The 26282-nt window shown below is 64.8% G+C and carries 23 protein-coding genes and 1 other RNA gene; 18 read left to right on the forward strand and 6 right to left on the reverse strand.

The window, feature by feature from the left end; translation table 11 throughout:
- Positions 1-149 precede the first annotated feature (149 nt).
- Positions 150-2306: an NAD-dependent DNA ligase LigA gene (gene ligA, locus AB6N07_RS12140; protein ID WP_370678059.1), complete on the reverse strand. Its 2157-nt coding sequence runs from the start codon at positions 2304-2306 to the stop codon at positions 150-152.
- Positions 2307-2373: 67 nt separating this feature from the next.
- On the reverse strand, positions 2374-2943 hold the full coding sequence (locus AB6N07_RS12145) for a hypothetical protein (protein ID WP_370678060.1): 570 nt from the start codon (positions 2941-2943) through the stop codon (positions 2374-2376).
- Positions 2944-3208: 265 nt separating this feature from the next.
- On the opposite strand from AB6N07_RS12145, the gene AB6N07_RS12150 reads away from it, so the two are divergent.
- The 7 genes from AB6N07_RS12150 (at position 3209) to AB6N07_RS12180 (ending at position 12128) form a co-directional block, all read left to right on the forward strand.
- The gene (locus tag AB6N07_RS12150; protein ID WP_370678229.1) at positions 3209-6877 is read left to right on the forward strand and encodes an AsmA-like C-terminal region-containing protein; all 3669 of its coding nucleotides are present in this window, start codon (positions 3209-3211) and stop codon (positions 6875-6877) included.
- Positions 6874-7398, forward strand: a complete 525-nt coding sequence (locus tag AB6N07_RS12155; RefSeq protein WP_370678061.1) for an N-acetyltransferase family protein — start codon at positions 6874-6876, stop codon at positions 7396-7398. The genes AB6N07_RS12150 and AB6N07_RS12155 overlap by 4 nt, the downstream gene beginning before the upstream one ends.
- A complete protein-coding gene (locus tag AB6N07_RS12160; RefSeq protein ID WP_370678062.1) occupies positions 7395-7910 on the forward strand; it encodes a dihydrofolate reductase in 516 nt (171 codons plus the stop codon). The genes AB6N07_RS12155 and AB6N07_RS12160 overlap by 4 nt, the downstream gene beginning before the upstream one ends.
- Before the next feature lie 205 nt (positions 7911-8115).
- Positions 8116-9231, forward strand: coding sequence for an FtsH protease activity modulator HflK (hflK, locus tag AB6N07_RS12165; RefSeq protein ID WP_370678063.1), 1116 nt, complete (start codon positions 8116-8118; stop codon positions 9229-9231).
- Positions 9231-10145, forward strand: a complete 915-nt coding sequence (gene hflC, locus AB6N07_RS12170; protein WP_370678064.1) for a protease modulator HflC — start codon at positions 9231-9233, stop codon at positions 10143-10145. The genes hflK and hflC overlap by 1 nt, the downstream gene beginning before the upstream one ends.
- A 7-nt stretch (positions 10146-10152) precedes the next feature.
- The gene (locus AB6N07_RS12175) at positions 10153-10341 is read left to right on the forward strand and encodes a DUF2065 domain-containing protein (protein WP_370678065.1); all 189 of its coding nucleotides are present in this window, start codon (positions 10153-10155) and stop codon (positions 10339-10341) included.
- A gap of 212 nt (positions 10342-10553) precedes the next feature.
- Positions 10554-12128: a Do family serine endopeptidase gene (locus AB6N07_RS12180; protein WP_370678066.1), complete on the forward strand. Its 1575-nt coding sequence runs from the start codon at positions 10554-10556 to the stop codon at positions 12126-12128.
- 223 nt (positions 12129-12351) lie between these two features.
- Here the strand turns inward: AB6N07_RS12180 and AB6N07_RS12185 are convergent, their stop codons facing one another.
- The 3 genes from AB6N07_RS12185 to AB6N07_RS12195 are packed head-to-tail and all read right to left on the reverse strand — an operon-like array spanning position 12352 to position 15589.
- Complete coding sequence (locus tag AB6N07_RS12185) at positions 12352-13368, reverse strand: DUF4424 domain-containing protein (RefSeq protein ID WP_370678067.1); 1017 nt, start codon at positions 13366-13368, stop codon at positions 12352-12354.
- Positions 13365-14159, reverse strand: a complete 795-nt coding sequence (locus AB6N07_RS12190; protein WP_370678069.1) for a thymidylate synthase — start codon at positions 14157-14159, stop codon at positions 13365-13367. Before AB6N07_RS12190 ends, AB6N07_RS12185 begins: the two co-directional genes overlap by 4 nt.
- Positions 14160-14191: 32 nt before the next feature.
- Positions 14192-15589, reverse strand: coding sequence for a chloride channel protein (locus tag AB6N07_RS12195; protein WP_370678070.1), 1398 nt, complete (start codon positions 15587-15589; stop codon positions 14192-14194).
- A gap of 65 nt (positions 15590-15654) precedes the next feature.
- Between AB6N07_RS12195 and ssrA the strand changes: the two genes are divergently transcribed.
- The 5 genes from ssrA to AB6N07_RS12220 all read left to right on the forward strand — a co-directional run bounded on the left by ssrA (position 15655) and on the right by AB6N07_RS12220 (position 18003).
- Positions 15655-16023, forward strand: a transfer-messenger RNA (tmRNA) gene (gene ssrA, locus AB6N07_RS12200).
- Between the two features lie 146 nt (positions 16024-16169).
- Complete coding sequence (locus AB6N07_RS12205) at positions 16170-16763, forward strand: SspB family protein (RefSeq protein WP_370678071.1); 594 nt, start codon at positions 16170-16172, stop codon at positions 16761-16763.
- A gap of 7 nt (positions 16764-16770) precedes the next feature.
- A complete protein-coding gene (locus AB6N07_RS12210) occupies positions 16771-16977 on the forward strand; it encodes a DUF4169 family protein (protein ID WP_370678072.1) in 207 nt (68 codons plus the stop codon).
- Positions 16974-17198, forward strand: a complete 225-nt coding sequence (locus AB6N07_RS12215) for a ribbon-helix-helix domain-containing protein (protein WP_370678073.1) — start codon at positions 16974-16976, stop codon at positions 17196-17198. Before AB6N07_RS12210 ends, AB6N07_RS12215 begins: the two co-directional genes overlap by 4 nt.
- A 16-nt stretch (positions 17199-17214) precedes the next feature.
- Positions 17215-18003, forward strand: a complete 789-nt coding sequence (locus AB6N07_RS12220; protein WP_370678074.1) for a TSUP family transporter — start codon at positions 17215-17217, stop codon at positions 18001-18003.
- Here AB6N07_RS12220 and serB read toward each other — a convergent pair.
- Positions 18000-18890, reverse strand: a complete 891-nt coding sequence (serB, locus tag AB6N07_RS12225; RefSeq protein ID WP_370678075.1) for a phosphoserine phosphatase SerB — start codon at positions 18888-18890, stop codon at positions 18000-18002. The two genes, AB6N07_RS12220 and serB, sit on opposite strands and share 4 nt — an antisense overlap.
- A gap of 14 nt (positions 18891-18904) precedes the next feature.
- On the opposite strand from serB, the gene miaA reads away from it, so the two are divergent.
- From miaA to AB6N07_RS12255, 6 genes are all read left to right on the forward strand, one after another.
- Positions 18905-19843, forward strand: coding sequence for a tRNA (adenosine(37)-N6)-dimethylallyltransferase MiaA (gene miaA, locus AB6N07_RS12230; protein ID WP_370678076.1), 939 nt, complete (start codon positions 18905-18907; stop codon positions 19841-19843).
- Positions 19844-20094: 251 nt separating this feature from the next.
- Positions 20095-21861 (forward strand): acetolactate synthase 3 large subunit, encoded by a 1767-nt coding sequence (locus AB6N07_RS12235; RefSeq protein ID WP_370678077.1) that lies wholly within the window; start codon positions 20095-20097, stop codon positions 21859-21861.
- A 63-nt stretch (positions 21862-21924) separates the two neighbouring features.
- Positions 21925-22482: an acetolactate synthase small subunit gene (gene ilvN, locus AB6N07_RS12240; protein WP_370678078.1), complete on the forward strand. Its 558-nt coding sequence runs from the start codon at positions 21925-21927 to the stop codon at positions 22480-22482.
- A gap of 293 nt (positions 22483-22775) precedes the next feature.
- A complete protein-coding gene (locus AB6N07_RS12245; RefSeq protein WP_370678079.1) occupies positions 22776-24542 on the forward strand; it encodes an acetolactate synthase 3 large subunit in 1767 nt (588 codons plus the stop codon).
- A 56-nt stretch (positions 24543-24598) separates the two neighbouring features.
- On the forward strand, positions 24599-25255 hold the full coding sequence (locus tag AB6N07_RS12250; protein WP_370678080.1) for a VOC family protein: 657 nt from the start codon (positions 24599-24601) through the stop codon (positions 25253-25255).
- Between the two features lie 65 nt (positions 25256-25320).
- Positions 25321-26070, forward strand: coding sequence for a pyridoxine 5'-phosphate synthase (locus tag AB6N07_RS12255; protein ID WP_370678081.1), 750 nt, complete (start codon positions 25321-25323; stop codon positions 26068-26070).
- Positions 26071-26282 lie beyond the last annotated feature (212 nt).

Below are 26282 nucleotides of genomic sequence, written 5' to 3' on the forward strand. Positions count from 1 at the left end.
CCAATACCTTTTCACTTTTCGAGACGCGACTCCGGACGCAAAAACGCGGGGCACAGCCGGAGTTGCTTATGTTCGCTCCGCTCCGGATCTCGAATTCGTAGTCCTCTGTCTGATACCGGCGAGTTTCGGTGCCAGCCTCTTTGAGGCCGCTATAACCCCTTGATCCGCTCCAGCCAGGCGTCCTCGTCGATCACCTCGATGCCGAGTTCGGCGGCTTTGGTCAGCTTGGAACCGGCGCCGGGACCAGCGACCACCAGATCGGTCTTTTTCGATACCGAACCGGCCACCTTGGCGCCCAGCCGCTCGGCGGTGGCCTTGGCCTCGTCGCGCGTCATCTTCTCCAGTGAACCGGTGAAGACCACGGTCTTGCCGACCACCGGACTATTGGTGGCGACAGGCGCTTCAGCGTCGAGAGGCGTGATTTCCTTCAGCAGGGCGTCAATGGCGGCGCGGTTGTGATCCTCGCCGAAGAAATCGGTAAGTGCCTCGACCACCACGGCGCCGACGCCGTCGATGGCGTCGAGTTCGGCCAGCGTTTCCGGATCGCGGGCTGAGGCCTTCCGCATGGCGTCATAGAAATGATCCCACGATCCATAGGCGCGAGCCAAGAGCTTGGCGTTACCTTCGCCGATGTGGCGGATACCTAGGCCAAAGATCAGCCGATGAAGGTCGATCTGACGGCGCGCCTCGATGCTCTCGAACAGGTTCTTGACCGAAGTCGAGCCGAAACCGGGGAAGTTGCCGAGCCGATTGAGGCCGGTCGCCTCGCGCCTTGCCAGGGTGAAGATGTCGACCGGCATGCGGATGGAAAGGTGCTCGTCTTCCAACGCATGGAAGAATTCGATCTGCTTGTCGCCGAGGCCCTCGATGTCGAAGGCGTGGCGCGAGACGAAATGCTTGAGGCTTTCCACCTGTTGCGCCGGACAGATCAGGCCACCGGTGCAGCGGCGCACCGCGTCGACCTTGCCGGTCTTCTCGTTGATCTCCCGGGTGGCGTGGCTGCCGCAACGCGGGCAGACGGTCGGGAAGGCATAGGGCGCCGCCTCGGCCGGCCTCTGCTCGATCAGCACGTCGACCACCTGAGGGATGACGTCACCGGCCCGCTGGATCACCACCGTGTCGCCGACGCGGATGTCGCGGCCGTCGCGCAGCGGTGCGCCGTCCAGGCCGATGCCCTTGATGTAGTCCTCATTGTGCAGCGTGGCGTTGGAGACGACGACGCCGCCCACCGTCACCGGTTCGAGCTTGGCAACCGGCGTCAGCGCGCCGGTGCGGCCGACCTGAATCTCGATGGCCTTGACGGTGGTCGAGGCGCGCTCGGCCGGGAACTTGTGGGCGGTGGCCCAGCGCGGCGAGCGCGAGCGGAAGCCGAGCCGTTCTTGCAGCGCGAGACTGTCGACCTTGTAGACCACGCCGTCGATATCGTAGCCGAGGTCGGCACGCTGGCTCTCGATCAGCCGGTAATGGGCGAAAAGCTCCTCCTCGGAGTGGCAGCGCACCATCAGTGGGTTGACGGGAAAGCCCCAGTCGGCAAAGCGCTTCACCGTGTCGTATTGCGTCTGGGCCAGCGGTTCGGAGAGATCGCCCCAGGCATAGGCGAAGAAGGACAGCGGCCGGCCGGCGGTGACCTTGGCATCGAGCTGGCGCAACGAGCCGGCGGCAGCGTTGCGCGGGTTGGCGAACAGACGGCCGCTGTCGTTCATCATCCGCTCGTTGAGGGCGGCGAAGTCAGCCTTCTTCATGTAAACTTCGCCGCGCACCTCCACCACCTCGGGCGCTCCGGCTGGCAACTCTTCCGGGATTTCCTTGATCGTGCGGACGTTGGCCGTGACGTTCTCGCCCGTCGTGCCGTCGCCGCGCGTCGCCGCCGTGACCAGCCGTCCGCGCTCGTAGCGCAGCGACATTGAGAGGCCATCGATCTTCGGCTCGGCGGTGAACACCGGCGTCTCGCTGGCGCCGAGGAAGTTTCTTACCTGCTTGACGAAATCATGGAGGTCGGCCTCGCTGAACAGGTTGTCGAGCGACAGCATCGGTTTGACGTGGCGGACCTGAGAGAAGGTCTCGGAGACGGGCGCCCCCACCGCGAGAGAGGGCGAATCGGAGCGCACGAGTTCGGGAAAGCGTGCTTCGATCTCGCGGTTGCGGGCACGCAGGGCGTCATAGTCGGCGTCGGAAATCTCCGGTGCGTCGTTGCCGTGATAGAGGCGGTCGTGTCGGGCGATTTCGGCGGCAAGGCGCTGAAGTTCGGCGGCGGCCTCATCCTGCGTGAGGTCGCCTGTGGGGATGGAAGTGGTCTCGGCCGACATCGCGCGTCTCCCGCTGGGCTCGTTCTTGGCTCGGTTAAAGCCGAATATTCAGCCGGCGCGCAAGGTCTCACAAGGCGGCGACAGCCGTCGTCACCATCAGAGCGCCGGCGAAGGCGGCAAGCACCCCGGCGGTGGCCCGGTTGATGACACCGGCGCCGACATAACGCCGGCCGAGGCGACCGATGGCGAGGCCGACAAGCCCCCAGACGGCCGTCGCGAAGGCTATGGCGGCGATCGTGCCGGCCATCAGGGCCGGTGATGGCAAGCCCGGCGGCAGGATGGCGAAGGCGAGGACCAGCGCCTTCGGGTTGATCAGGGTGATGAGGAACACCCGGCGCGTCGGCATCGCCGTGCCGGAGGCCGGATCGGCGCGCCAGAGCTTGACGGCCGACAGGGCGAGCGCCGCCGATGCCAGGAGCTTCAAAAGGGGAGCGGCGGCCGGCGCGCTTTCTGCCAGCACGCCGGCCCCGAGGCCGAGCAGCGTCAGCGCCAATCCATAGGCGACAACAACCGCCCCCACCACAGCCGGCAGACGCCGAAGGCCGCCGGTTGCCGTGGCGGCGGCGACCAGCGCATTGGTCGGACCGGGCAGCAGCAGAAGCAGCAGGGCGGCGGACAGGGCGGCGGCGAGCGACATAATGGCAATCCCAATAAAGATCACTTCGGATGCCATATTTCCGGATCGGAAAAAAGCGGCATCGGAATGGTCAACAATGTCTGAATCCCCGTTTCCTTGTGGCGTTGCGATTTGCTAAGTCTTCCGGACGGCGGTGGCGCCATGGTGCGAACCTTGCACGGGCGGCGTCATTGTCGATCGGGGCAGCGGGGCGGACCTTGAGTGACGCCGGCGCCCCAAGGATGGGTAAACAGGAGCCAAGACGCTGAATTCGCTGTATTTCGGTATCGGATTCACAGTCATCCTGGCGCTTCTCGTGGCGCTGGTCGGGCCGTTTTTTGTCGATTGGACGGCCTATCGGGCCGCTTTCGAGACGGAGGCGGCGCACGTTCTGGGACACAAGGTGTCCGTTCGCGGCACAGCCGACGCCAGCCTGCTGCCTTATCCCTCGCTCTCCTTTTCCGATGTGGTGATCGGCGACGACCCCAACGCGCCGCTGATGACCGTCGGCCGCTTCAACATGGAAATCGAGCTGTTTCCGCTGCTGTCGGGCGAAATCCACGTCACCGAGATGCAAGTGGTTCAACCCGAACTCAACGTTCGCATCGACGATAACGGCGCCTTCGAGTGGATGGCCGCCGATGGCGGTGTCGGCATCAACCCGAGCCGGGTGATGCTATCGGGCGTCGATATCCAGGACGGGCGTCTCGTCATCGCCGACGCGCGGCACAGCCAGCCAGTGGTGGTGGACGGTATCCAAGCCCGCCTCGACGCCTCGGCGCTGGCCGGCCCCTACAAGGTGGAAGGCACGGCGCGGGCCGGCGGCGACACCTTTACCATCAAGGCGGCAACCGGCGCCGCCGATGGCAAGGGCGGCTTCACGCTCAAGGCCAACGTGCGCTCGGCGGCTCATCCGGTGGTCGCCAACTTCGATGGCCAGCTGAAGATCGCCAACCATCGCCCAACCTGGGCCGGCAAGGCGACGCTCGACCGCGTCATCGCCAAGGACGATCAGGCGACCTTGCCTTGGTCGCTGGCCACCGATCTCGACGTCTCCAACCGGGCGGTGCTCGCCAAGACGCTGGAGTTCCGCTACGGCGCGGAGGAGCGGCCGTTCACCATTTCCGGCGCCGCGACGCTGGATCTCGCTGCTGTCCCGAGCTTCGAGGCGGTGCTATCGGCCCGCCAGATCGATCTCGACCGTACCCTAGGCGATGGGCCGGACAAACCCGTGTCCTTCGACGGCGCGCTGACCGCCTTTGGCGCGGCGATCGCCGGCCTGCCGGTGCCGAGCGTGCCTGGCCGCGTTGGTTTCGACATTCCCGGCGTGGTGGTCGGCGGCAGCATCATTTCCGATCTGCGGGCCGATGTGGTCACTGCCTCATCCGGTTGGACCATCGACACGCTGGAGGCGACGTTGCCGGGCAAATCGTCGCTCAAGGCCAGCGGCCAGCTCGCCACGGCGCCGACCATCGGCTTCAATGGAGAAGTCACGCTGGCTTCCGACCAGCCGGCGACGCTGATTTCCTGGTGGGCGCCCAACCGGCCAAAAGTCGGCCTCGATCCCTTCCGCATTTCGGCCAAGGTCGCCGCCTCGGCGGATGGTTTGGCGCTGGAAGACGTCGATGCCCGGCTCGACGAAGGCAAGGTCAGCGGTTCGCTCGATTTTATTCCCGGCCTGGCCAACCGTAAGCCGCGCCTGACCATGGCGCTCGACGCCGATCAGCTGAGGCTGTCCGACGTTCAGACGATTGCCGGCCTCGCGACGGGGCAGGGTGGCGGCGCTGGTGCCGATATCGTGGTCAAGGCGGCCGTCGGCGCGCTGATCGCCGGTGATGCGCGCGCCGAGGGCTTCGACGTGTCGGCCTCGCTGGTCGATTCCACGCTCGACGTCGACCGTCTTTTCGTTCGCTCGCTGTCCGGTGCCCGCGTCACGGCGGCCGGTACCATCCGCGACGTGACCACGACGCCAGATGGCTCGATCCAGATGCGCGTTTCGGCCGAAAAGCTGGACGGCGTCGCCGATCTCGCCCGCGCGCTCATTCCCGATTCGCCAGCCACCGCCTTCCTGCACGACGCCGCTTCGCATCTCGGGCCGACCAGTCTGGAGGGCACGGTGCAGGCCAAGGCATCGGGCGAGGGCACCGACCTCCGGGTGGAGCTGAACGGCTCCGCCGCTGCCACCAACATCCGCGGCGAACTCGCCTTCAAGGGGCGGGTCGACGCCTGGGATGCCGCCGATATTTCCACCGACATCAGCCTCACCGGTCCTGATGGCGCCGAGCTGATGCGCCAATTCGGCCTCTCCGTGCCGGAGGTTGGCCAGCCGGGCGCCGGCAGCCTGACGCTGTCGGCCATGGGCAAGTCGAAGGACGGCCTCGCCGTGGTGTTGCGTGGCGCCATGGGGCCGACCGAGGTGACGCTCAATGGCGCGGCGACGCTGAAGCGCGGCGCGGCGCCGAGTGCCGAACTCGACCTCGACCTCAAGTCGCCGGACGTCGGCTCGCTGCTGGTGCTGTCGGGCAATATCGTGCAGGGCGTCATCGGTTCGACGCCGGCCGACGTCGCCGCCCATCTGTCGATCGGCAACCGGAAAGTCCTGGTCAATCGCATCGAAGGCAAGTTCGACGAGGTGCCGACCGTCGGCGATCTCGCCATCGATTTTGCGCCCAACGTGCCGAAGGTAACCGGCAACCTCTCGTTCGACGAGGGATCGCTCGCCGGCCTCGGCGCGGCCATTCTCGGGCCGGCGTCCTTCGATTTCCCGATTGTCGAAAGCCGCAACCCCTGGCCGGAATCGCCGTTCGGCGCCGCGCTGATCGACGGCTTCGATACCGATCTCGCCCTGAAGTTCGGCCGTCTCGATATCGAGGGCGGACCGGCGGCGAAGGGCGTGTCGCTGTCGCTGGCCAGCAACGCCTCCGGCACGGGGCTCGACGGCATCCAGGCGACGCTGGCCGGGGGCAAGCTCTCCGGCGACCTGATGATCAAGCGCGATCTCGATGGGACCGCCGGCGTGTCCGGCACCTTGCGCCTCGACGGCGCGGCGGCCGAGGAGTTCGCCTGGCGGCGCGATGATCGACCGATGGTGACCGGTGCCTTCAGCGTCGATGCCCAGGTCAACGCCACGGGCCGGACGCTGGCCGGCTGGATGTCGTCGCTGACCGGTGGTGGTAGCTTCTCGCTTCAAAACGGCCGGCTCGCCCACATGACGACACGCGCCTTCGACCAGGTCATCCGCCTGGCGGATGCCGGCAAGGAACTCAGCGAGGATCGCATCCGGCAGGCCTTTACCGACAATGTCGACATGGGCGATCTGGCTTTCGACCGGCTCGATGCCGCCTTCACGCTGGCCGGCGGCACGCTCAGGGCGCCGAACATCGTCGTTGCGAGCAAGGATGGCGCGACCTCTGGCTCGGCGACCGTGGACCTTGCCCGCCTGAGCGTCGACAGCGAATGGCGCCTGTCCCTTGACGGAGATGACGCGGCGGTCGGCGGTGGCGTGCCGCAGGTGTCGGTGCTGTTCAAGGGGCCGATCGACGATCCTTCCCGCAGCATCGATGTGACTGGCTTTGCGTCCTATCTCGGCATCCGCGCTCTTGAGAAAGAGACGCAACGCGTGCTGACCATGCAGGCCGATATTCTCGAGCGCGAGCTTTTGTCGCGGCAGGTGCAGCGCGATCGCGAGACGATCGATCGCCGCAATCAGCTGATGCTGGAAGCGCGCCAGCGGGCCGCCGCGGCGGCGCTTGCCGAGAAGGCCAAGGCGGCGGCATTGCTTGCCGCGCAAAAGGCGAAGGTGGAAAAGTCCACCGGTGTCGATCCGCTCGATGCCATTGGAAAAATCCTGGAGAATGGATCGACGGCCCCCACCCAGCCCGGCGCCAAGCTGAAGCAATTGCCCAGCGCCGACGTCGGCCTGCCGCCCGGCGGCGTGACGGGGACTGCGCCATGAGCCCATCCAGCGACCGCCCAGGACGCCATCGTCGCCCCAAGCCGACCACCCGACCCGCTACGGCTGATGATATCGAGATCATCGCCGGTTTCATTCGTTCGCTTGCCGCCTATGAGAACCTGTCGGAGAAGATGGTGGCGACGCCCGAGGATTACGCGGCGGCCTTCTTCTCCGACCACCCGCGCGTCTTCTGCGAACTTGGCTTCATCGGCGACAAACCGGCCGGCATCGCCGTCTGGTTCTATTCCTTTTCGACCTTCCTCGGCCGGCATGGACTCTATCTTGAGGACATCTTCGTCGATCCGACCGCGCGCGGGCAGGGCGTTGGCAAGGCGCTGCTCGCCCGGCTCGCTCGCCGCTGCGTCGATGAGGGGCTCGGCAGGTTCGAATGGACGGTGCTCGACTGGAACAAGTCGGCCATCGATTTCTACGCGGCGATGGGCGCGCCGCTCAATGACAGCTGGGTGCCGGTGCGCATGGGGCGCGAGGCGATCGAGAAGCTGGCGAAGGAATGCCCATGAGCCGGCCACTGCTCGATATCGTCGTCGCCATGGCTGAAAATGGCGTGATCGGCCGCGACGGCGACATGCCCTGGCATCTGTCGACGGACCTCAAGTATTTCAAGAAGCTGACGCTTGGCCGTCCCATGGTGATGGGCCGCAAGACATACGAGTCGATCGGTCGCCCGTTGCCGGGGCGGGAGACTTTCGTGGTGTCGCGCGATCCGGCGTTCAAATCGGACGGAATCGCGGTGCTCGGCGATCTCGACGCCGCGCTCGATGCGGCGGCGGCGAGCGCCGAGGCCAAGGGCGCTCCGTCCTTTGTGGTTGCCGGCGGTGGCGCGATCTACGCGGCGGCGATCGGGCGCGCCGATCGGTTGTTCGTCACCCGCATCGCCGTTTCGCCGGAGGGCGATACTCATTTTCCGTCGATCGATCCGGAGCTGTGGACTTTGACCGCCGCCGAGCCGATGGTGCGCGGCGAGCGCGACAGCGCGGACGCGATATTCGAGACCTGGGCTCGGCGTCGCTGATCCTTATCGAAAGAATCGCTCACAGACGGTTGATCGGCGACGCCACACACCCCAAATGGCGGTTCATCTGTATGCGCATTGATGACAGGGGGCTTGCCTCCTATGATCGCCGCGCCAGAAGAAGCCGGAGCGTTTCCCGATTGGGCAGCATTGCCTGATCGATTTGGAACGCTTCAAATTTTTATGTTCGGAGGAAGGGACCCATATGCCCTGGAGCAATCAGAGTGGTGGCGGCGGCTGGAAAGGCGGCGGCAATGGACCGTGGGGGCAGCCGCCCCGGGGACCGCAGGGTGGTGGTAACGAGCCCCCCGATCTCGAAGAATTGCTCCGGCGTGGACAGGACAAGATCCGTCGTCTCTTTCCCGGTGGTGGCCGGTCCGGACCGGGCGAGCCCACGGGTATCATGACGGCGCTGCCGCTGATCGCCATCGCCGCCGTCGGCTTCTGGCTCTATCAGAGCATCTACGTCGTCCAGCCGGACGAAGTGGGCGTGGAGCTGCTGTTCGGCAAGGTCAAGCCGGAGCTCAACGAGCCGGGCATCCACTTCGCCTTCTGGCCGATCGAGCAGGTCGAGACGCCGGCTATCCGCACGGAAAACCAGGAAGTGATGGGCGGCGCCGCGGCGGCCGGTAATGATTCCATCATGCTGTCGGGCGACCAGAACCTTGTCAGCGTCGAATTCTCGGTGCTCTGGCGTATTTCCGACCCCTTGAAGTACTTGTTCCGCGTTGCCAACCAGCCGGATCTCGTCCGCAAGGTCTCGGAATCGGTGATGCGAGAAGTGGTCGGCCGCACGCGAGCCGACGAGTTCCGTACCACCGGCCGCGAAGTGGCCCAGACGGCGGTTCGCGAACGCATTCAGCAGACGCTCGACGCCTATGACGCTGGTGTGTCCATCACGACGGTCAACGTCACCCGCGCCGATCCGCCGCTCGAAGTGCAGGACGCCTTTGGCGAAGTGCAGCGCGCCCAGCAGGACCAGGACAAGTTCAAGCAGGACGCTCAGGCCTATGCCAACAAGCGGCTCGGCGAGGCGCGCGGCGAGGCTTCGCAGATCCGCGAGGCGGCGCTCGGCTATCGTGACCAGGTGATCGCCGAGGCGACCGGTGGTGCGCAGCGTTTCACATCGGTCTACCAGCAGTACGTCAAGTCTCCCGATATCACGCGCGAGCGCATCTATCTTGAGACCATGGAGGACGTGTTCTCCAAGACCAACAAGGTGATCCTGGACAGCGGGACCACGCAGGGCGTGCTGCCTTATCTGCCGCTGCCCGAAGTCGGGCGTCCGACGACCCCCTCGAACACGGGAGCCGCCCAGTGATGCGCACGATCGCTTTGCCCTTCGTCCTGATTGTTTTCGTGGTTCTCGCGCTGGTCGTCTATTCGTCGACGTTCATCGTCACCGAGCGCGATCAGGCCATCCAGCTTCGCTTCGGCGAAATCCAGCGGGTGATCACCGATCCAGGGATCTACTTCAAACTGCCGACCAACATGGTCGACACGGTCCAGATCGTCGACAAGCGTCTCAACACGATCGAGATCGACAACAACGTCGTGCAGGTTCGCGACAGTCGCCAGTATGTCGTGGACGCCTTCGCCGCCTTCCGCATCACCGATGTGAAGGCCTTCCGCGAAAGCGTCACCGGCAACATGGCGTTGGCCGAGACGCGGCTGAGGACCCGGCTCGATTCGGCGTTGCGCCGTGTCTACGGCACGCGCTCGTTCGGCGATGCCCTGTCGGAGGAACGCGCGGCGATGATGAAGGAAGTGGCGGACTTCGTCCGTCCGGAAGCGGCCAACCTCGGCTTCGACATCGTCGAACTCAGGATCCGCCGCACCGAGCTGCCGAACAACGTCCTCGAGCAGACCTACGACCGCATGCGTTCGGAGCGTCTGGCCGAGGCGGCGGAACTCAGGGCCGAGGGTACGCAGGAAGCTGCCCGTATCCGCGCCGAAGCCGACCGTCAGGCGACGGTGCTGCTTGCCGAGGCGCGGCGCGACGCTGATATCCTGCACGGTGAGGGCGACGCCGAACGCAACCGCATCTTCGCGGAGGCCTATGGCGCCGACAAGAACTTCTTCGAGTTCTATCGCTCGATGCAGGCCTACACGGCATCGCTGACCAGCGGCACGACCATGCTGCTGAAGCCGGACTCGGACTTCTTCCGCTACTTCCGCGGACCGGCCGGGTCTCTGCCGCAGGTGTCTACACCGGCCGCTCAGGTCCAGCCGTGAGGCCGCTTTGAACGACTTCCTGGTCGCTGTCGGCCTGATGGCCGTCCTCGAGGGGCTGCTCTACGCGGCAGCCCCTTCCCTGATGCGCAAGGGCATCCGCCAGATGCTCGAGGCATCTGACTTCTGGCTCAGGATCGGCGGCGTCGCAGCCATGGCGGCCGGCGTCGCCGTGGTCTGGGCGGTGCGGGGCGGATAACACCGCCTCGCCACCCCCCTCGGCGTACTGGCGGGGTTTGTCTCCATCCGTGAAACGGATTATGACATTTGCCGAATGCGTTGGCGCGATCGGTTGATCGCGCTCTTCGCGGCAAGGCCCTTCGGCTTTTGTTATCGGCTTTTGTTTTAGTGTCCGCGGTCTCCGAGAAGCCTGCCGTTTCTCGGGTCGACGCGCCAGGGGAGGAAGACCTTATGGTCTCATGGAACAGGACAGTGCCGGGTGCCGGATGGCGACGCGGACCGGGCCTCGCGGCACTGACGCTCGCGGCGGCGCTCGCCCTTTCGGGTGCCGGGCCTGCCGCTGCCGAGCAGGGACCGGCTTCGGTTGCCGATCTCGCCGAGAAGCTGCTTGGGGCGGTGGTGAATATTTCGACCACGCAGACGGTGGCGGAGACACGGCAGGTGCCGCTGCCGCAGGTGCCGGAGGGCTCTCCCTTCCAGAATTTCTTCGACGAATTCTTCGACAAGAACGGCAACAACAAGGGCAACGGCAGCGGCGATAATAGCGGCGCCGACAATGGCACCGATAACGGCGATGGCGGTGACGAGGGCGGTGGCGGTGGCGGCGAAAGCGGCGATCCGCACAAGGTCCAGTCGCTCGGGTCGGGCTTCGTCATCGATCCCTCCGGCATCATCATCACAAACAATCATGTGATCGAGGATGCCGACGAAATAGTCGCCAACTTCTCCGACGGCACCAAGCTGAAGGCCGAACTGGTCGGTCATGATGCCAAGACCGATCTGGCTGTTCTGCGCGTCAAGCCGGACAAGCCGCTCACCGCCGTGAAATTCGGCGACAGCGAACACATGCGCGTCGGCGATTGGGTGATGGCGATCGGCAACCCGTTCGGCCTCGGTGGCACGGTGACCACCGGCATCATCTCGGCGCGCAATCGCGACATCAATTCCGGCCCCTACGACAACTACATCCAGACGGACGCGGCCATCAACCGGGGCAACTCCGGCGGCCCGCTGTTCAACGAGGTGGGTGAGGTGATCGGCATCAATACCGCCATCATCTCGCCGTCGGGCGGTTCGATCGGCATCGGTTTCGCCATCCCCTCGGAGATCGCCATCGGCGTCGTCGATCAGCTGCGTGAGTTCGGTGAGACCCATCGTGGCTGGCTCGGCGTCAACATTCAGGAAGTGACCGACGATCTGGCCGAAAGTCTCGGCATCGCCAGTCCGCAGGGGGCTCTGGTTGCCGGTGTGACGGAGGGTGGACCGGCGGCGGTGGCCAAGGTCGAGCCGGGCGACGTTATCGTCGCCTTCGACGGACACCCCATCAAGACCATGCGCGAGCTGCCACGCCTCGTCGCCAACACGGCGGTCGGCAAGGAAGTGCCGATCAAGCTGATCCGCAAGGGTAAGGAGCTGACGCTTCCCGTGACGCTCGGTCGCCTTGATGAAAGCGAGAAGGTTGCCGCCGCGAAGGCCGAGGAGCCCAAGGCGGAACCGCCGAAGAACCAAACGGAAATCCTTGGATTGACGCTTGGTGCCCTCGATGACGGTGCCCGTGAAAAGTACCACTTCAACGCCGAGGTCAGGGGTGTCCTGGTCGCCGGTGTCGATGCGGCGAGCGCGGCGGCCGAAAAGGGCATCGTCGCGGGCGACCTGATCGTCGAGGTGGCGCAGGAAGAGGTGCTCTCTCCGGAAGACGTCGCCAAGACCGTCGAAAAGCAGAAGGCGATGGGCCGCAAGTCGGTGCTGCTCCTGGTCTCCAACGCCGGCGGCGATCTGCGCTTCATCGCGGTGAAGATCGACTGATCGAAGCAGTCATTTCCAATAAAATGACGGCCGGTCCCAGGTGGGGCCGGCCGTTTTCTTTGGCGATATCCGTTTAAACCAATTCGCGAAGACGCTGACGCATCCGCTCATTGAGGCCATTGCCGATTTCTTATTTGCATCAAGGGCATGAGAAATCGGCAAGCAGAATACCAAGAGGCATTTCAATGCATCTCGGTATTAGGCCAATGCGGCGCCGTCCGTCTCAGTCGGTTGGGCGGCCGATCAGCGCGATGTCGATGTTGCGCTCGGGGTAGAAGTCATCGGCGGTCAGCTCGAAGGTGGTTGGGCCTGTCTTCTTGACGCCATCGCCGCAGAAGGAAACCAACGCGTCGGGATCTCCCTTGTCGACCGTCAGATGAAAGTGCCCGATCGTGCCACCCCAGTTGGCGCCGGTGGTGAGCACGTAAGAAATCCAGCTCTCCTGGAGATAGGAATCCTGGGTCTTGGCGGCGTCGAGGTGATTGGTAACCGCCTGAATGAAGCTCTCGTCGAAGCAGTAACGCTGCTTTTCCCTGTCGAAATCCTCGCCGGTGAACGGGGCATTCTCGTCGGAGCCGATGAAGTTGAGGCCGGCCGTGGCGCCAATGCTCGGTGTGTAGCGGTGGGCGACGCGCATGTCGCGGCCGGCCGGGAATGTGGTGCGCCACCAGTAAGTGGTCTTCAGCTTCCACACCGGTACGTAGTCGGTCTTCCAGCCGTTGCCGTCATCATAGTCGATCGGGATGATGATGCCGCGCTCGATCCAGTCGGCGACCAGATCCTTCGGCAGGCCGGCGAGAGCCTGGCTGGTGGAGTTGCCGAACGGTAGCAGTGGAATATTATGGTCGGTGAGCTCCTGGGTGACGTCGACATCGACGGCGAAGGCATGACGGTCGACGTTCGGCGTGACGGCTTTGCCATCGACGGCCACCGAGAAGTTCATGAAATTGTCGGAGTCTGGATTGGGCACCGACACGATGAAGTCACCGCTGCCCTCGATATCCGGCATTGGGAAGGCGACCACCGTCGTCCGGTCGCGGTCACCACCGTTGTGGAAGACATAGTCGACGCGCACCTGCTTCGGCGAGATGTAAAGATCCTCGCTCTGCATGGTGACGTCGTCCGCCGAAACGAAGGTCAGGCCGCCGGCCGCCAGCTCCGCCATGGTGTCATTGGCATGGGCCAAGGTGGGCAGGCCTGCCAGCAAAGCGGCGATCGCGACGGTGGACGGTTTCTTCATACGGCGACCTCGGCCTTGATATGCGGATGAGGATCATAGCCTTCGATCATCACGTGCTCGAATCGGAAATCGCGAACGTCGCTAATCCCTTCGGCGAGCTTCAGCGTCGGAAGAGCGCGCGGCGCGCGCGTCAGCTGCAGGCGGGCTTGATCGAGATGGTTGCGGTAGAGATGGGCGTCTCCGAGCGTGTGCACGAAGTCGCCCGGCTCCAGGCCGGTCGCCCGCGCCATCATGGCGGTGAGCAGCGCATAGGAGGCGATGTTGAACGGCACGCCGAGGAAGACGTCGGCCGAACGCTGATACATCTGGCAGGATAGGCGACCGTTCGCGACATAAAACTGGATCAGCAGGTGGCAGGGTGGCAGCGCCATCTTCGGCACATCGGCGGGGTTCCAGGCGGTGACGATCATGCGGCGCGAATCGGGATTGCGGCGAATGGTCTCCTGTACCTCGGCGATCTGGTCGATGGTGCCGCCGTCGGGCGTCGGCCATGAGCGCCACTGGTGACCATAGACGGGGCCGAGATCGCCGCGCTCGTCGGCCCACTCGTTCCAGATGGAGACGCCGTTGTCCTTCAGATATTTGATGTTGGTATCGCCCTGAAGGAACCAGATCAGCTCGTGGACGATCGATTTGATGTGCAGCTTCTTGGTCGTCAGCAGAGGGAAGCCGTCGGCAAGGTTGAAGCGCATCTGGTGGCCGAACACCGATAGTGTGCCGGTACCGGTGCGGTCCTCCTTGGAGGTGCCGGTGTCGAGGATGAGCTTCAGAAGGTCGAGATACTGCTGCATGACGATCCGCTATTGTAACTGAGGCAAAGAGACTAGCCGGAGTCGCGGGGCGAGTCAGCCGCCGATGGCGTCGTAACGGCGAAGTTGCGCGCCAGGGCGTGGTAGACGCCTTCCGGCGCAATGAGGCTGGACACCTTGCCTGCGATCAGCGCCACCAGCATCAGCGGCAGCAGCATGGAATGGTTGAGCGTCATTTCCTGGACAATCACCACCGATGTCAGGGGCGCTTGCACCACCCCGGCGAGATAGGCGCACATGCCGAGCAGCGCGATGGCCGAGGCGGCATTGATGTCGAGAAAGTGGGCGACGTCGAGCCCAAGGCCTGCGCCGATGGAGAGCGATGGTGAGAAGATGCCCCCGGGTATGCCGGACAGCGTCGAGACCAGCGTGGCGATCAGCTTGGCCGGGCCGTACCAGAGGCTAATGTCGGCCGGGCTCTGGTGGATGGCCGTGCGCGCCGCCTCGTAGCCGGTCCCGCTGACATCGCTGCCCGAGGCAAAGCCGAGGAGGGCGACCAACAGGCCGAGAAGGCCGGCTGTTACCACCGGGTGGTTGCGGATGAAGGCGCCGGCTGGCCCCGGGAGGCCACGCGACCAGGCGACGTTGAAACGGTTGAACAGGCCGCCAAGCGCGCCGCCGACGACGGCGACGACAGGTACGGCTACCCAGGCGACGCCCGGCGCCAGCGTCACGTAGGACGAGCCGAAATAGGTGTAGTCGCCGAGCAGCATCTGAGCGGTCAGGCCGGCTAGCATCACCGTCATGATGACGATGCCGCTCGCCTTGCTGTCGAAGGAGCGGCTCAATTCCTCGATGGCGAAGACGATGCCGGCCAGCGGCGTGTTGAAGGCGGCGGCGACGCCGGCCGCGCCACCGGCGAGCAGCAACGACGATCGGTTGATGGAAGCGAAGCGCCCCGCTGCCTGCATGATGGCCGCGCCCACCTGCACCGTGGGGCCTTCGCGGCCGAGAGAGCCGCCGGCCAGAAGGCCGAGCAGCATCAAAAGGATCTTGCCGCCGGCGATCCTGAGCGACACGAGGTGTTCCGATGGCTCGGCCGGTGGCAGCTTGCGAGCGGCGATCACCTGGGGAATGCCGCTGCCTTGCGAACCGGGGAACAGCCGACGGGCGAGGAAGCAGGAGAGCGCAAAGCCGGCCGGCGTTGCGACAAGCGGTAGCCAGGGGATCGATGCCGCGCTGGTCCGAAATGTCGTCTGGGCGAGGTCGGCGGCGCGGGCCATCAATACGGCGGCGATGCCGACACCGATGCCCCCGGCCAGAAACAGAATCTGGCGGCGGAGGCGTGACGCGCCGAGGCGGGAATAGCGAGCGTAAACCCGGGGGCGATGCTGGCGCGACATGAAGGCTCGCCGGTTCGATGTGTTGCGCGGCACTGAAAAGCCGGTTTCAAGCGCTTCTATCGGCCGCATCAGTGCCCGAGGTCAAGCCGAGCCCGCGCATGGCGGTGTCCCATACTGGGGGTGATCGTTTGCCGCCTCTTCACAGACGGGCCTGTTCACCCTATATGTCTTCCTGCCGGAGCAATCCGGCTACGGTGATAAACGGACTGCGCAATAAACCATTCGGACCCGGGGGCGGTACCCGGCGCCTCCACCCAAGTCCTTGTGAAGCCACTTTGTGGGCAAGGCCTTCGGCGGGGGCGAAATAGGATCGACGGGGGCGTAAAGGCGGCTCTTTCACTCGGCATTGTACCACCGTTATCGGGCTAAACCTATAGTTGCGAATGACAACTATGCTCCGGTGGCCGTCGCCGCGTAATGCGGTGCCCAAACTGGGAATCAAGTCCTGAGGGGTAGCACTTTCAGGCGGGGTTCGGAGGCACCTGGCAACAGAAGCCTCCACTTAATTCTCTTCAGATCTGCTCTATCTCACACGTGCTTCACGCGATGCGCCGCGAAGGCGTTTACACTCTTGCGCCCGATGCTTTAGACTGTAGGGCGATGACGCGGCCGATTGGGCGCCTCTCGATTTCCTCAAGGCGGAGCCTCAATGCCCAAGGACATGATCCGTTACGACGTTCTTGCTCAGGAGGCCTTCCGCGGCCTTGTGAAGAAGGTGCTCGCGGAAGTGGCGCACGCCGGCCTGCCGGGCGAGCATCATTTCTATATCATCTTCGATACCCGGGCGCCGGGCGTGCGGATTTCCGCCCGCCTCAAGGAACGCTACCCGGACGAGATGACCATCGTCATCCAGCACCAGTATTGGGAGCTGCTGGTCAACGAGACGAGTTTCGAAATCGGCCTTTCCTTCTCCGGCGTGCCGGAAAAGTTGGTGGTACCGTTCGCATCGGTTCGCGGCTTCTTCGATCCCTCGGTGGAATTCGCGGTGCAGTTCCCGCTGGTCGACGAGAGCGGCAACGCCGCCGACATGCCCGAGGAAGGTCCGCTCAAGGCGATCGGCCCGGCAAGCGACGAGCCGAAGATCGCGCCACGCCCCGCGGCAGCCAAGGCGCCGGCGGTCAAGCCGGCCAAGCCAGGCGAGGCGGCGAAAAAGCCCGAAGAGCCGAAGGTCGAGGACAAGCCGGAGGGTGAGTCCAAGGGGCCGACGGTGATTTCGCTCGACGCCTTCCGCAAGAAGCCCTGAGCTGGCGATGAGCGACGTCGTCAACCTCCGCCGGGCGCGCAAGGATCGCGATCGCCGTCGCCGCGAGGGCGAGGCGGCGGAGAACCGCGCCAAGTTCGGCCGCGGCAAGGTGGAAAAGCTGACGACTCAGGCGCAGGATGCGCTGGAGACGCGGCGGCTCGATGGTCATCGCCTGGAGTCTCCGGCCGATCCGGATTCGGATTCGTCGACATGAACGTCAAACGGTCGTTGTCGCTGGCCGGACACCGAACCAGCCTGGCGCTGGAGCCGGAGTTCTGGGCGGCGGCCGAGCGGCTTGCCGAGCGGCGCGGCCAAAGTCTTTCAGCCTTCGTTCTCGACATCGACCGAACGCGCGGTGCCCGCAATCTGGCGAGCGCCGTTCGCGTATCCGTGCTCGCCGACCTCACCGCGCCAGATGGCGCCGTTTCCTCCTGATCCTTCCGAGCGCATCTTGGTCGACCTTTCCCTGCATCTTCTGACGGCGCTGTTCTTTGCCGCCCTCGTCGCCGGCTTCATCGATTCGATCGCCGGAGGTGGCGGTCTCATCACCGTGCCGGCGCTGATGCTGGCCGGCTTCTCGCCGATCCAGTCGCTCGGAACCAACAAGCTGCAATCGCTGTTCGGCTCGGCATCGGCGACGCTGGCCTATACGCGGGCCGGGCAGGTCGATCTGCGTTCCCAGTTGCCGATGGCGCTGATGTCGGGCGCCGGCGCCATACTGGGGGCGCTGCTTGCCACGGTGCTGCCGGGCGACTGGCTCAGGATTGCCATGCCCATCATGCTGATCGCCATTGCCGTCTATTTCGCCTTCAAGCGCGGCCTCAACGATCAGGACCGCCATGCCCGCATGACGCCTTTCCTGTTCACGCTGACTTTCGTACCGGTGATCGGTTGCTACGACGGCCTGTTCGGGCCGGGCACCGGCTCATTCTTCATGCTGGGCTTCGTGTCGCTGGCCGGCTTCGGCCTGCTGAAGGCGACGGCGCATACCAAGCTGCTCAATTTTGCGAGCAACGTCGGTGGCTTCCTGGTGTTCCTGCTGTCAGGCGTGGTGTTCTGGAAGCCCGGCCTCGTCATGGGCGTCGGCCAGTTCCTCGGCGCGCAGATCGGCTCGCGGCTGGCCGTCCGGGGCGGCGCCAAAGTCATCCGGCCGCTCCTGGTGATCACCTGCATCGGTCTCGCCATCCGCCTCTTGGCCGATCCGGCCAACCCGGTGCGGATGTGGGTGATGGGCGGCTAAACCGCCGCAAACTCTTCCCTGGCGAAGCCCTGCAGGTAGAGCACAGCCGTAAGATCAGCGTAGCGGATGGAGACTTCGGCCGCCGCCGCCACCTTTGGCTTGGCGTGGAAGGCGACGCCGAGGCCGCTTTCGTTGATCATGTCGAGATCGTTGGCGCCGTCGCCGATCGCCACCGTCTCGTGATGGGCCAAGCCGCGCGCGTTCCTGAGTTCGATCAACGTGGCGAGCTTGGCCTCCTTGCCGAGGATCGGTTCAGCGACCAGGCCGGAGAGCCGGCCGCTCTCGGTCATCAGGCAGTTGGAGCGATCCTCGTTGAAACCGATCATGTCGCGAATGCGATCGGTGAACAGGGTGAAACCGCCGGAAACTAGAGCGGTATAGGCGCCGTGGGCCTTCATGGTGCCGATCAGCTCGCGGCCGCCCGGCGTCAGTGTGATGCGCTCGCGGAGCACTTCGTTGACAACGCCGATGTCGAGCCCCTTCAACAGGCCGACCCGTTCGCGCAGCGCCGGTTCGAAAGCGATCTCGCCGCGCATCGCCCGCTCGGTGATGGCCGAGACATGTTCCTTAAGACCGACGAAAGCAGCGAGTTCGTCGATGCATTCCTGGCCGATCATGGTGCTGTCCATGTCGGCAACCAGCAGCTTCTTGCGCCGCCCCTTGACGGGAAGGACGGCGAAATCGACGGCGGCTTCGCCCACCACCTCGGCAACGCGGTGCACCGCCTCGCTCCGGGAGAGATAGTCGCCGACGGCGATATCGGCGGCGATCCCTTCGGCCAGCACCTTGTGAGCGTCGCCGCCCAGCCGCCGTGACACGGCGGTGATCAGGCTATCGGTCACTTGCGGATCGGTCGGAGATGAGACAAGCGTTGCGACGAGCGACATGGGAGGCTCCAGGCGTGACGGCGGAGACGGGAGAAAGACGCGCGGTTCTGATAGCCGGCCCGACGGCGAGCGGCAAGTCGGCTCTGGCGTTGGCGATCGCCGAGCGCTGCGGCGGCGTGGTGATCAACGCCGATTCGATGCAGGTCTATCGCGAATTGCGCATCCTGACGGCGCGACCGACGCAAGAGGACGAGGCGAGGGCGCCGCACCGCCTTTATGGCCATATCGGCAGCGGCGATGGCTATACCGTTGCCAGCTATCTGGATGATCTCGAAAAGACTCTGATCGCGATCGTGAGGCAGCCGGCGGTGATCGTCGGTGGCACCGGCCTCTATTTCAATGCGATGACCCAGGGCCTCTCCGACGTGCCGCCGATCGACGAGCGGGTGCGCGCCTTCTGGCGCGAGCGGGCGCAAACGACGAGCGCGGCGGCGCTGCATAAGGAATTGGCCGTCGTCGATCCTGTGCTCTACGGCCGCCTGCATCCCAATGATACGCAGCGGGTTCTGAGGGCGCTGGAAGTGGCCGACAGCACGGGACGACCGCTGTCGGAATGGCAGGAGACGCGCTCGCGGCCGCTGATCTCGGGCGGACATATCGCTCATGTCGTCATGGCGCCGGAGCGCGACTGGCTGCATGCGCGCATCGACGAACGCTTCCGGGCCATGGCGGCGAGCGGTGGGCTCGACGAAGCGCGGGCCTTTGCCGCCCTCCGGCTCGATCCGGCTTTGCCGGCCATGAAGGCGATCGGCGTGCCGGAAATGATCGCGGCGGCTCGGGGTGAACTTCCCGTCGAAGAGGCGGTCGAGGCGGCCATAACAGCGACTCGGCAATATGCCAAACGCCAGGAAACCTGGTTCCGCAATCAGATGGCCGATTGGCCGCGCCTTGATCCGGCGTCGTCGCGACATTTTGTTGCTGTGGCGGATGATATCGCGCAACGAATGAAATAGGCTCTTGACCTGTCAGCCGGCGGCCGGTAATTTGCCGGCCATTCCGGGGGTGTTCCCGGCGATTGAACCAGAGGGCGGCATGCGTTTGCTTCTCGTAGTACTTAGATGGCGCACCGTGGCGGAGGTCTCTTCCTGAGGCCTGCCGATTACTCATGGTGCGCGGAAATCGGGTCCCTAGCGGGGCCTTTTTTATTACCCGAAAAACGCAAATATTGCCCGGACGACGGGACGAGAGCTTGAGGTAACAGGCGATGACACGGCAGATGACAGGCGCGGAAATGGTCATCCAGGCGCTGATCGATCAGGGCGTCGACACGATTTTCGGTTACCCCGGCGGCGCGGTGCTGCCGATCTTCGACGAGCTGTTCCAGCAGGAAGAGGTTCGCCACGTCCTCGTCCGTCACGAGCAGGGCGCCGGCCACGCCGCCGAGGGCTATGCCCGCTCGACCGGCAAAGTCGGCGTGGCGCTCGCCACCTCCGGCCCCGGCGCCACCAACATGGTGACGGCGCTGACCGACGCGCTGCTCGATTCGATCCCGATGGTCTGCATCACCGGCCAGGTGCCGACGACGCTGATCGGCACCGACGCCTTCCAGGAGGCCGACACGGTCGGCATTACGCGGCCCTGCACCAAGCATAACTGGCTGGTCCGCCGCATCGAGGATCTGCCGGCCATCCTGCACGAGGCCTTCCGCATCGCCACCACCGGCCGTCCCGGCCCGGTTCTGGTTGACATCCCCAAGAACATCCAGTTCCAGACCGGCACCTACGAGAACTGCAAGGGCAAGTCGCTGACGCAGTATCACCCGGCGGTGAAGGCCCCGGATGCGACCATTCGCGAGGCCGTCGAGTTGATGGCCGCCGCCAAGAAGCCGGTCCTCTATACTGGCGGTGGCGTCATCAACTCCGGTCCGAAGGCGGTGGCGCTGCTCCGCGACCTCGTCAAGCTGACCGGTTTCCCGGTGACATCGACGCTGATGGGCCTTGGCGCCTATCCGGCGTCGGGCAAGAACTGGCTCGGCATGCTGGGCATGCACGGCACCTACGAAGCCAATCTCGCGATGCACGACTGCGACGTGATGGTGTGCATCGGCGCGCGCTTTGACGACCGCATCACCGGCCGTATCGACGCCTTCTCGCCCAACTCCAAGAAGATCCACATCGACATCGACCCGTCGTCGATCAACAAGAACGTCGTGGTCGACCTGCCGATCGTCGGCGACGTCGGCTCGGTGCTCGAAGACATGATGGCCGCCTGGAATGCCCGCAAGCCGGTGCAGGACAAGGCGGCGCATGCCGCCTGGTGGAAGCTGATCGACGGCTGGCGGGCCAGGAAATGCCTCACCTATCGGCACTCGGCCGAGGCGATCATGCCGCAATATGCCATCGAGCGGTTGTTCGAGCTGACAAAGGGCCGTGACACCTACATCACCACCGAGGTGGGTCAGCACCAGATGTGGGCGGCGCAGTATTATCATTTCGACGAGCCGAACCGCTTCATGACGTCGGGTGGCCTCGGCACCATGGGTTACGGCCTGCCGGCGGCGATCGGCACCCAGCTCGCCCATCCCGGTTCGTTGGTGATCGACATCGCCGGCGACGCCTCGATCCAGATGAATATCCAGGAGCTGTCGACGGCGGTGCAGCACAATGCGCCGGTCAAGGCGTTCATCCTCAACAACCAGTACATGGGCATGGTGCGCCAGTGGCAGCAGCTGTTGCACGGCAACCGGCTCAGCCACTCCTACGTCGACTCGCAACCCGACTTCGTGCGTCTGGCCGAGGCCTATGGCGCGGTGGGTATCCGCTGCTCCAAGCCGGCCGACCTCGACGACGCTATCGAGGAGATGATCCGCATCGACAAGCCGGTGATTTTTGACTGCCGCGTGGTCAGCCTCGCCAACTGCTTCCCGATGATCCCCTCGGGCAAGGCGCACAACGAGATGCTGCTCGGCACCGACGTCACCGATGAAGATATTGGAACGGCAATCGACTCCAACGGCAAGGTCCTGGTGTGAGGCGCGGTTGCTTGCTTGAGCAGCCACTCACATTCTCCGCAACGCTTTATCGGAATTGACATCATGATGATCGTCGCAGGTCAGTCCCAGTCCGCCTACTTCCTAGAGGAAGAGTTCCCCGCCACCGAGCGCAGCCACACGCTGTCGGTGCTGGTCGACAACGAGCCGGGCGTTCTCGCCCGCGTCGTCGGCCTGTTCTCGGGGCGCGGCTACAACATCGAGAGCCTCACCGTCTCCGAGATCGAGCATTCGAACCACCAGTCGCGCATCACCATCGTGACGACAGGCCGGCCGCCGGTCATCTCGCAGATCATGCACCAGCTCGGCCGCCTGATCCCGGTGCACAAGGTGATCAACCTAACCTGGGCCGGCGACGCGCTGGAGCGCGAGCTGGCCTTGGTCAAGGTGGCCGGCAAGGGCGAAATGCGCGACGAGGCGCTGCGCCTGGCGCAGGCCTTCAACGCCCGCATCGTCGATGCAACGCTCGACTCTTACGTGTTCGAGATGACCGGCGCGCCGGCCGACATCGACCGCTTCGTCGGCCTGATGAAGGAATGCGGCCTGGTTGAACTCGCCCGCACCGGCCTCGCGGCGCTTGCTCGCGGCAAGGTCGGCATGTGAGGCTCAGGGCCGCCGCCGCGGCGAAACCGGGCGGCGGTCTGCTTCAGTGGCTCGTGGCGCTTAGCCTCGGGCCTTCTTTCCCGCCGGTCGTTTGCCGGCCATTCCGGGGTGGTCCCGGCGATTGAACCAGAGGACGGCATGCGTTTGCTTCTCGTAGTACTTAGATGGCGCACCGTGGCGGAGGTCTCTTCCTGAGGCCTGCCGGTTACTCATGGTGCGCGAAAGTCGGGTCCCTAACGGGGCCTTTTTTATTGCCCGCTTTTCCCCGGGATGAGAGCTTGAGGTAACAGACGATGACACGGCAGATGACAGGCGCGGAAATGGTCATCCAGGCGCTGATCGATCAGGGCGTCGACACGATTTTCGGTTACCCCGGCGCCGCGGTGCTGCCGATCTTAGACGAACTGTTCCAGCAGGAAGAAGTCCGCCACATTCTCGTCCGTCACGAGCAGGGCGCCGGCCACGCCGCCGAGGGCTATGCCCGCTCGACCGGCAAGGTCGGCGTGGCGCTCGCCACCTCCGGCCCCGGCGCCACCAACATGGTGACGGCGCTGACCGATGCGTTGCTCGACTCGATCCCGATGGTCTGCATCACCGGCCAGGTGCCGACGACGCTGATCGGCACCGACGCCTTCCAGGAAGCCGACACCGTCGGCATCACGCGGCCCTGCACCAAGCATAACTGGCTGGTCCGCCGCATCGAGGATCTGCCGGCCATTCTGCACGAGGCCTTCCGCATCGCCACCACCGGCCGCCCCGGTCCGGTTCTGGTCGATATCCCCAAGAACATCCAGTTCCAGACCGGCACCTACGAGAACTGCAAGGGCAAGTCGCTGACGCAGTATCACCCGGCGGTGAAGGCCCCGGATGCGACCATTCGCGAGGCCGTCGAGTTGATGGCCGCCGCCAAGAAGCCTGTCCTCTATACTGGCGGCGGCGTCATCAACTCCGGCCCGAAGGCGGTGGCGCTGCTCCGCGATCTCGTCAAGCTGACCGGTTTCCCGGTGACATCGACGCTGATGGGCCTCGGCGCCTATCCGGCGTCGGGCAAGAACTGGCTCGGCATGCTGGGCATGCACGGCACCTACGAAGCCAATCTCGCGATGCACGACTGCGACGTGATGGTCTGCATCGGCGCGCGCTTTGACGACCGCATCACCGGCCGTATCGACGCCTTCTCGCCCAACTCCAAGAAGATCCACATCGACATCGACCCGTCGTCGATCAACAAGAACGTCGTGGTCGACCTGCCGATCGTCGGCGACGTCGGCTCGGTGCTCGAAGACATGATGGCCGCCTGGAATGCCCGCAAGCCGGTGCAGGACAAGGCGGCGCATGCCGCCTGGTGGAAGCAGATCGACGGCTGGCGGGCCAGGAAGTGCCTGACCTACCGGCACTCGGCCGAGGCGATCATGCCGCAATATGCCATCGAGCGGCTGTTCGAGCTGACAAAGGGCCGCGACACCTACATCACCACCGAGGTCGGCCAGCACCAGATGTGGGCGGCGCAGTACTATCATTTCGACGAGCCGAACCGCTTCATGACGTCGGGCGGCCTCGGCACGATGGGCTACGGTCTGCCGGCGGCCATCGGCACCCAGCTCGCCCATCCCGGTTCGTTGGTGATCGACATCGCCGGCGACGCCTCGATCCAGATGAATATCCAGGAGCTGTCGACGGCGGTGCAGCACAATGCGCCGGTCAAGGCGTTCATCCTCAACAACCAGTACATGGGCATGGTGCGCCAGTGGCAGCAGCTGTTGCACGGCAACCGGCTCAGCCACTCCTACGTCGACTCGCAACCCGACTTCGTGCGTCTGGCCGAGGCCTATGGCGCGGTGGGTATCCGCTGCTCCAAGCCGGCCGACCTCGACGACGCTATCGAGGAGATGATCCGCATCGACAAGCCGGTGATTTTTGACTGCCGCGTGGTCAGCCTCGCCAACTGCTTCCCGATGATCCCCTCGGGCAAGGCGCACAACGAGATGCTGCTCGGTAACGAGGTGTCCGACGAGGATATCGGGACGGCGATCGGAGCCGCCGGCAAGATTCTGGTGTGAGACGCGGTGTTTATTGGAGCACACGGCAACACGGATATCTGAAGGATGACGCCGTCATGACAGAGTTTGAGCTCGACCACCTGTTCGTCTTCGTCGATCCGGCGGAGATCAAGCCGGGCGGTGGCGTATTCGAGCGGCTCGCCGCGCTCGGCCTCGAACCGTCGTTTACGCGTCGGCACGTCGGGCAGGGGACGGCCAACCTCTGCTATGCTTTCGACAATGCCTATCTCGAACTGCTCTATGTCATCGATGTGGACGAACTCGCCGCTTCGCCGCTCGGCCGCTCCGGTTTTGCCGAGCGGGCGGCGTGGCGGGAGACCGGCGCCTCGCCCTTCGGCATTGCCTGCCGAGGCGAGCTGCCGCGCGAAAGCTGGGCCTATCGCAATCCCGATTTTCCGCCCGGCGTGTCGATCGCCATTTCACAAGAGAGCGATGATCCCGCGATGCCCTTCATCTTCTCGTCGCCAGGCAAGGCGCGACCGTCCGATTGGACCGACGGGCGGGCAGGGCGGCGACAGACGACGGCCGGATTGACGCACCTCACCATCGAACGCCTGACGTTGCCCAGGCTGCCGATGGCGGGCGGAGCGCTCGACGGCTTCCACCATGCCGGCCTCGTCAAGGTGCTGGAGATTGCCGATGGCGAAACTGAATTGCTGATCGGTCTCGCGCCTAGCCGGCGGCTTCGGTTGCCGTTGTTTACGGCCGCCTGAGGTCGCTTGTGCGGCGAGGGGCGGCGGATTATCGTCGCGGCTCCCGAACTCACAGGTCGCCCGCGATGACCCGCACCAAGCTCTCCGTCAACGTCAATGCCATCGCCCATCTGCGCAATCGGCGTGATCTGCCGTGGCCGTCGGTTATCGGCCTGTCGCGCATCGCGCTCGAAGCGGGCGCCGTCGGCATCACTGTGCATCCCCGTCCGGACGAGCGGCATATCCGCCGTACCGATGTGTTCGCGCTGCAGGAGATGCTGAGGACCGACTGGCCAGGTCGCGAATACAATATCGAGGGTTATCCGACCGAGGACTTCCTGAAGCTCTGCGAGGCGGCCCATCCTGATCAGGTGACACTGGTACCTGATGTGCCCGGTCAGAACACCTCCGACCACGGCTGGGACTGCGTTACCAATCAGTCCTTCCTGTCGGATGTGGTGCGGCGCATTCAAGGGCAGGGCATGCGCGCCTCGATCTTCGTCGACGCCGATCCGACGCAGGCGGCCGCCGCCGCGCTGACTGGCGCGCGGCGCATCGAGATCTATACGGGCCCCTACGGCCACACCTTCGATCCCACCGAACAGCGGGCACGGCTGGAGGAAGTGGCGATCACCGCCGATGCCGCCGTCAAGCTCGGCATGGCGGTCAACGCCGGCCACGACCTGACGCTCGACAACCTGCCGCCGCTGGTGAAACGGACGCCGCACATTGCCGAGGCGTCGATCGGCCACGCGGTGATCGCTGACTGCATGATCTACGGCATGGCCGAGACGGTGCGCCGCTATCGCTGCGCGCTGGGCGACGCCGACGCCTGAGCGCGTAAGGGCGAGTGATATTGCCGTCGTGCCTTTTTCTGCCTGAGGTCCTCCGCCTTCGCGGAGGATTGTTCGTCTGCGTTGTCTTAAGATGAAGGCGGCCTCTCCGGCCGGTTGGTTTGACGACCCCGGAGAGGCCGGTGGCAGGCGACCGTGCGGAGGATCGGGTTTTCACCCGTTGTCATCAAGGCTCCCTGCCATCTTCCATCATT

Source organism: Pleomorphomonas sp. PLEO, assembly GCF_041320595.1.
Classification (GTDB): Bacteria; Pseudomonadota; Alphaproteobacteria; order Rhizobiales; family Pleomorphomonadaceae; genus Pleomorphomonas.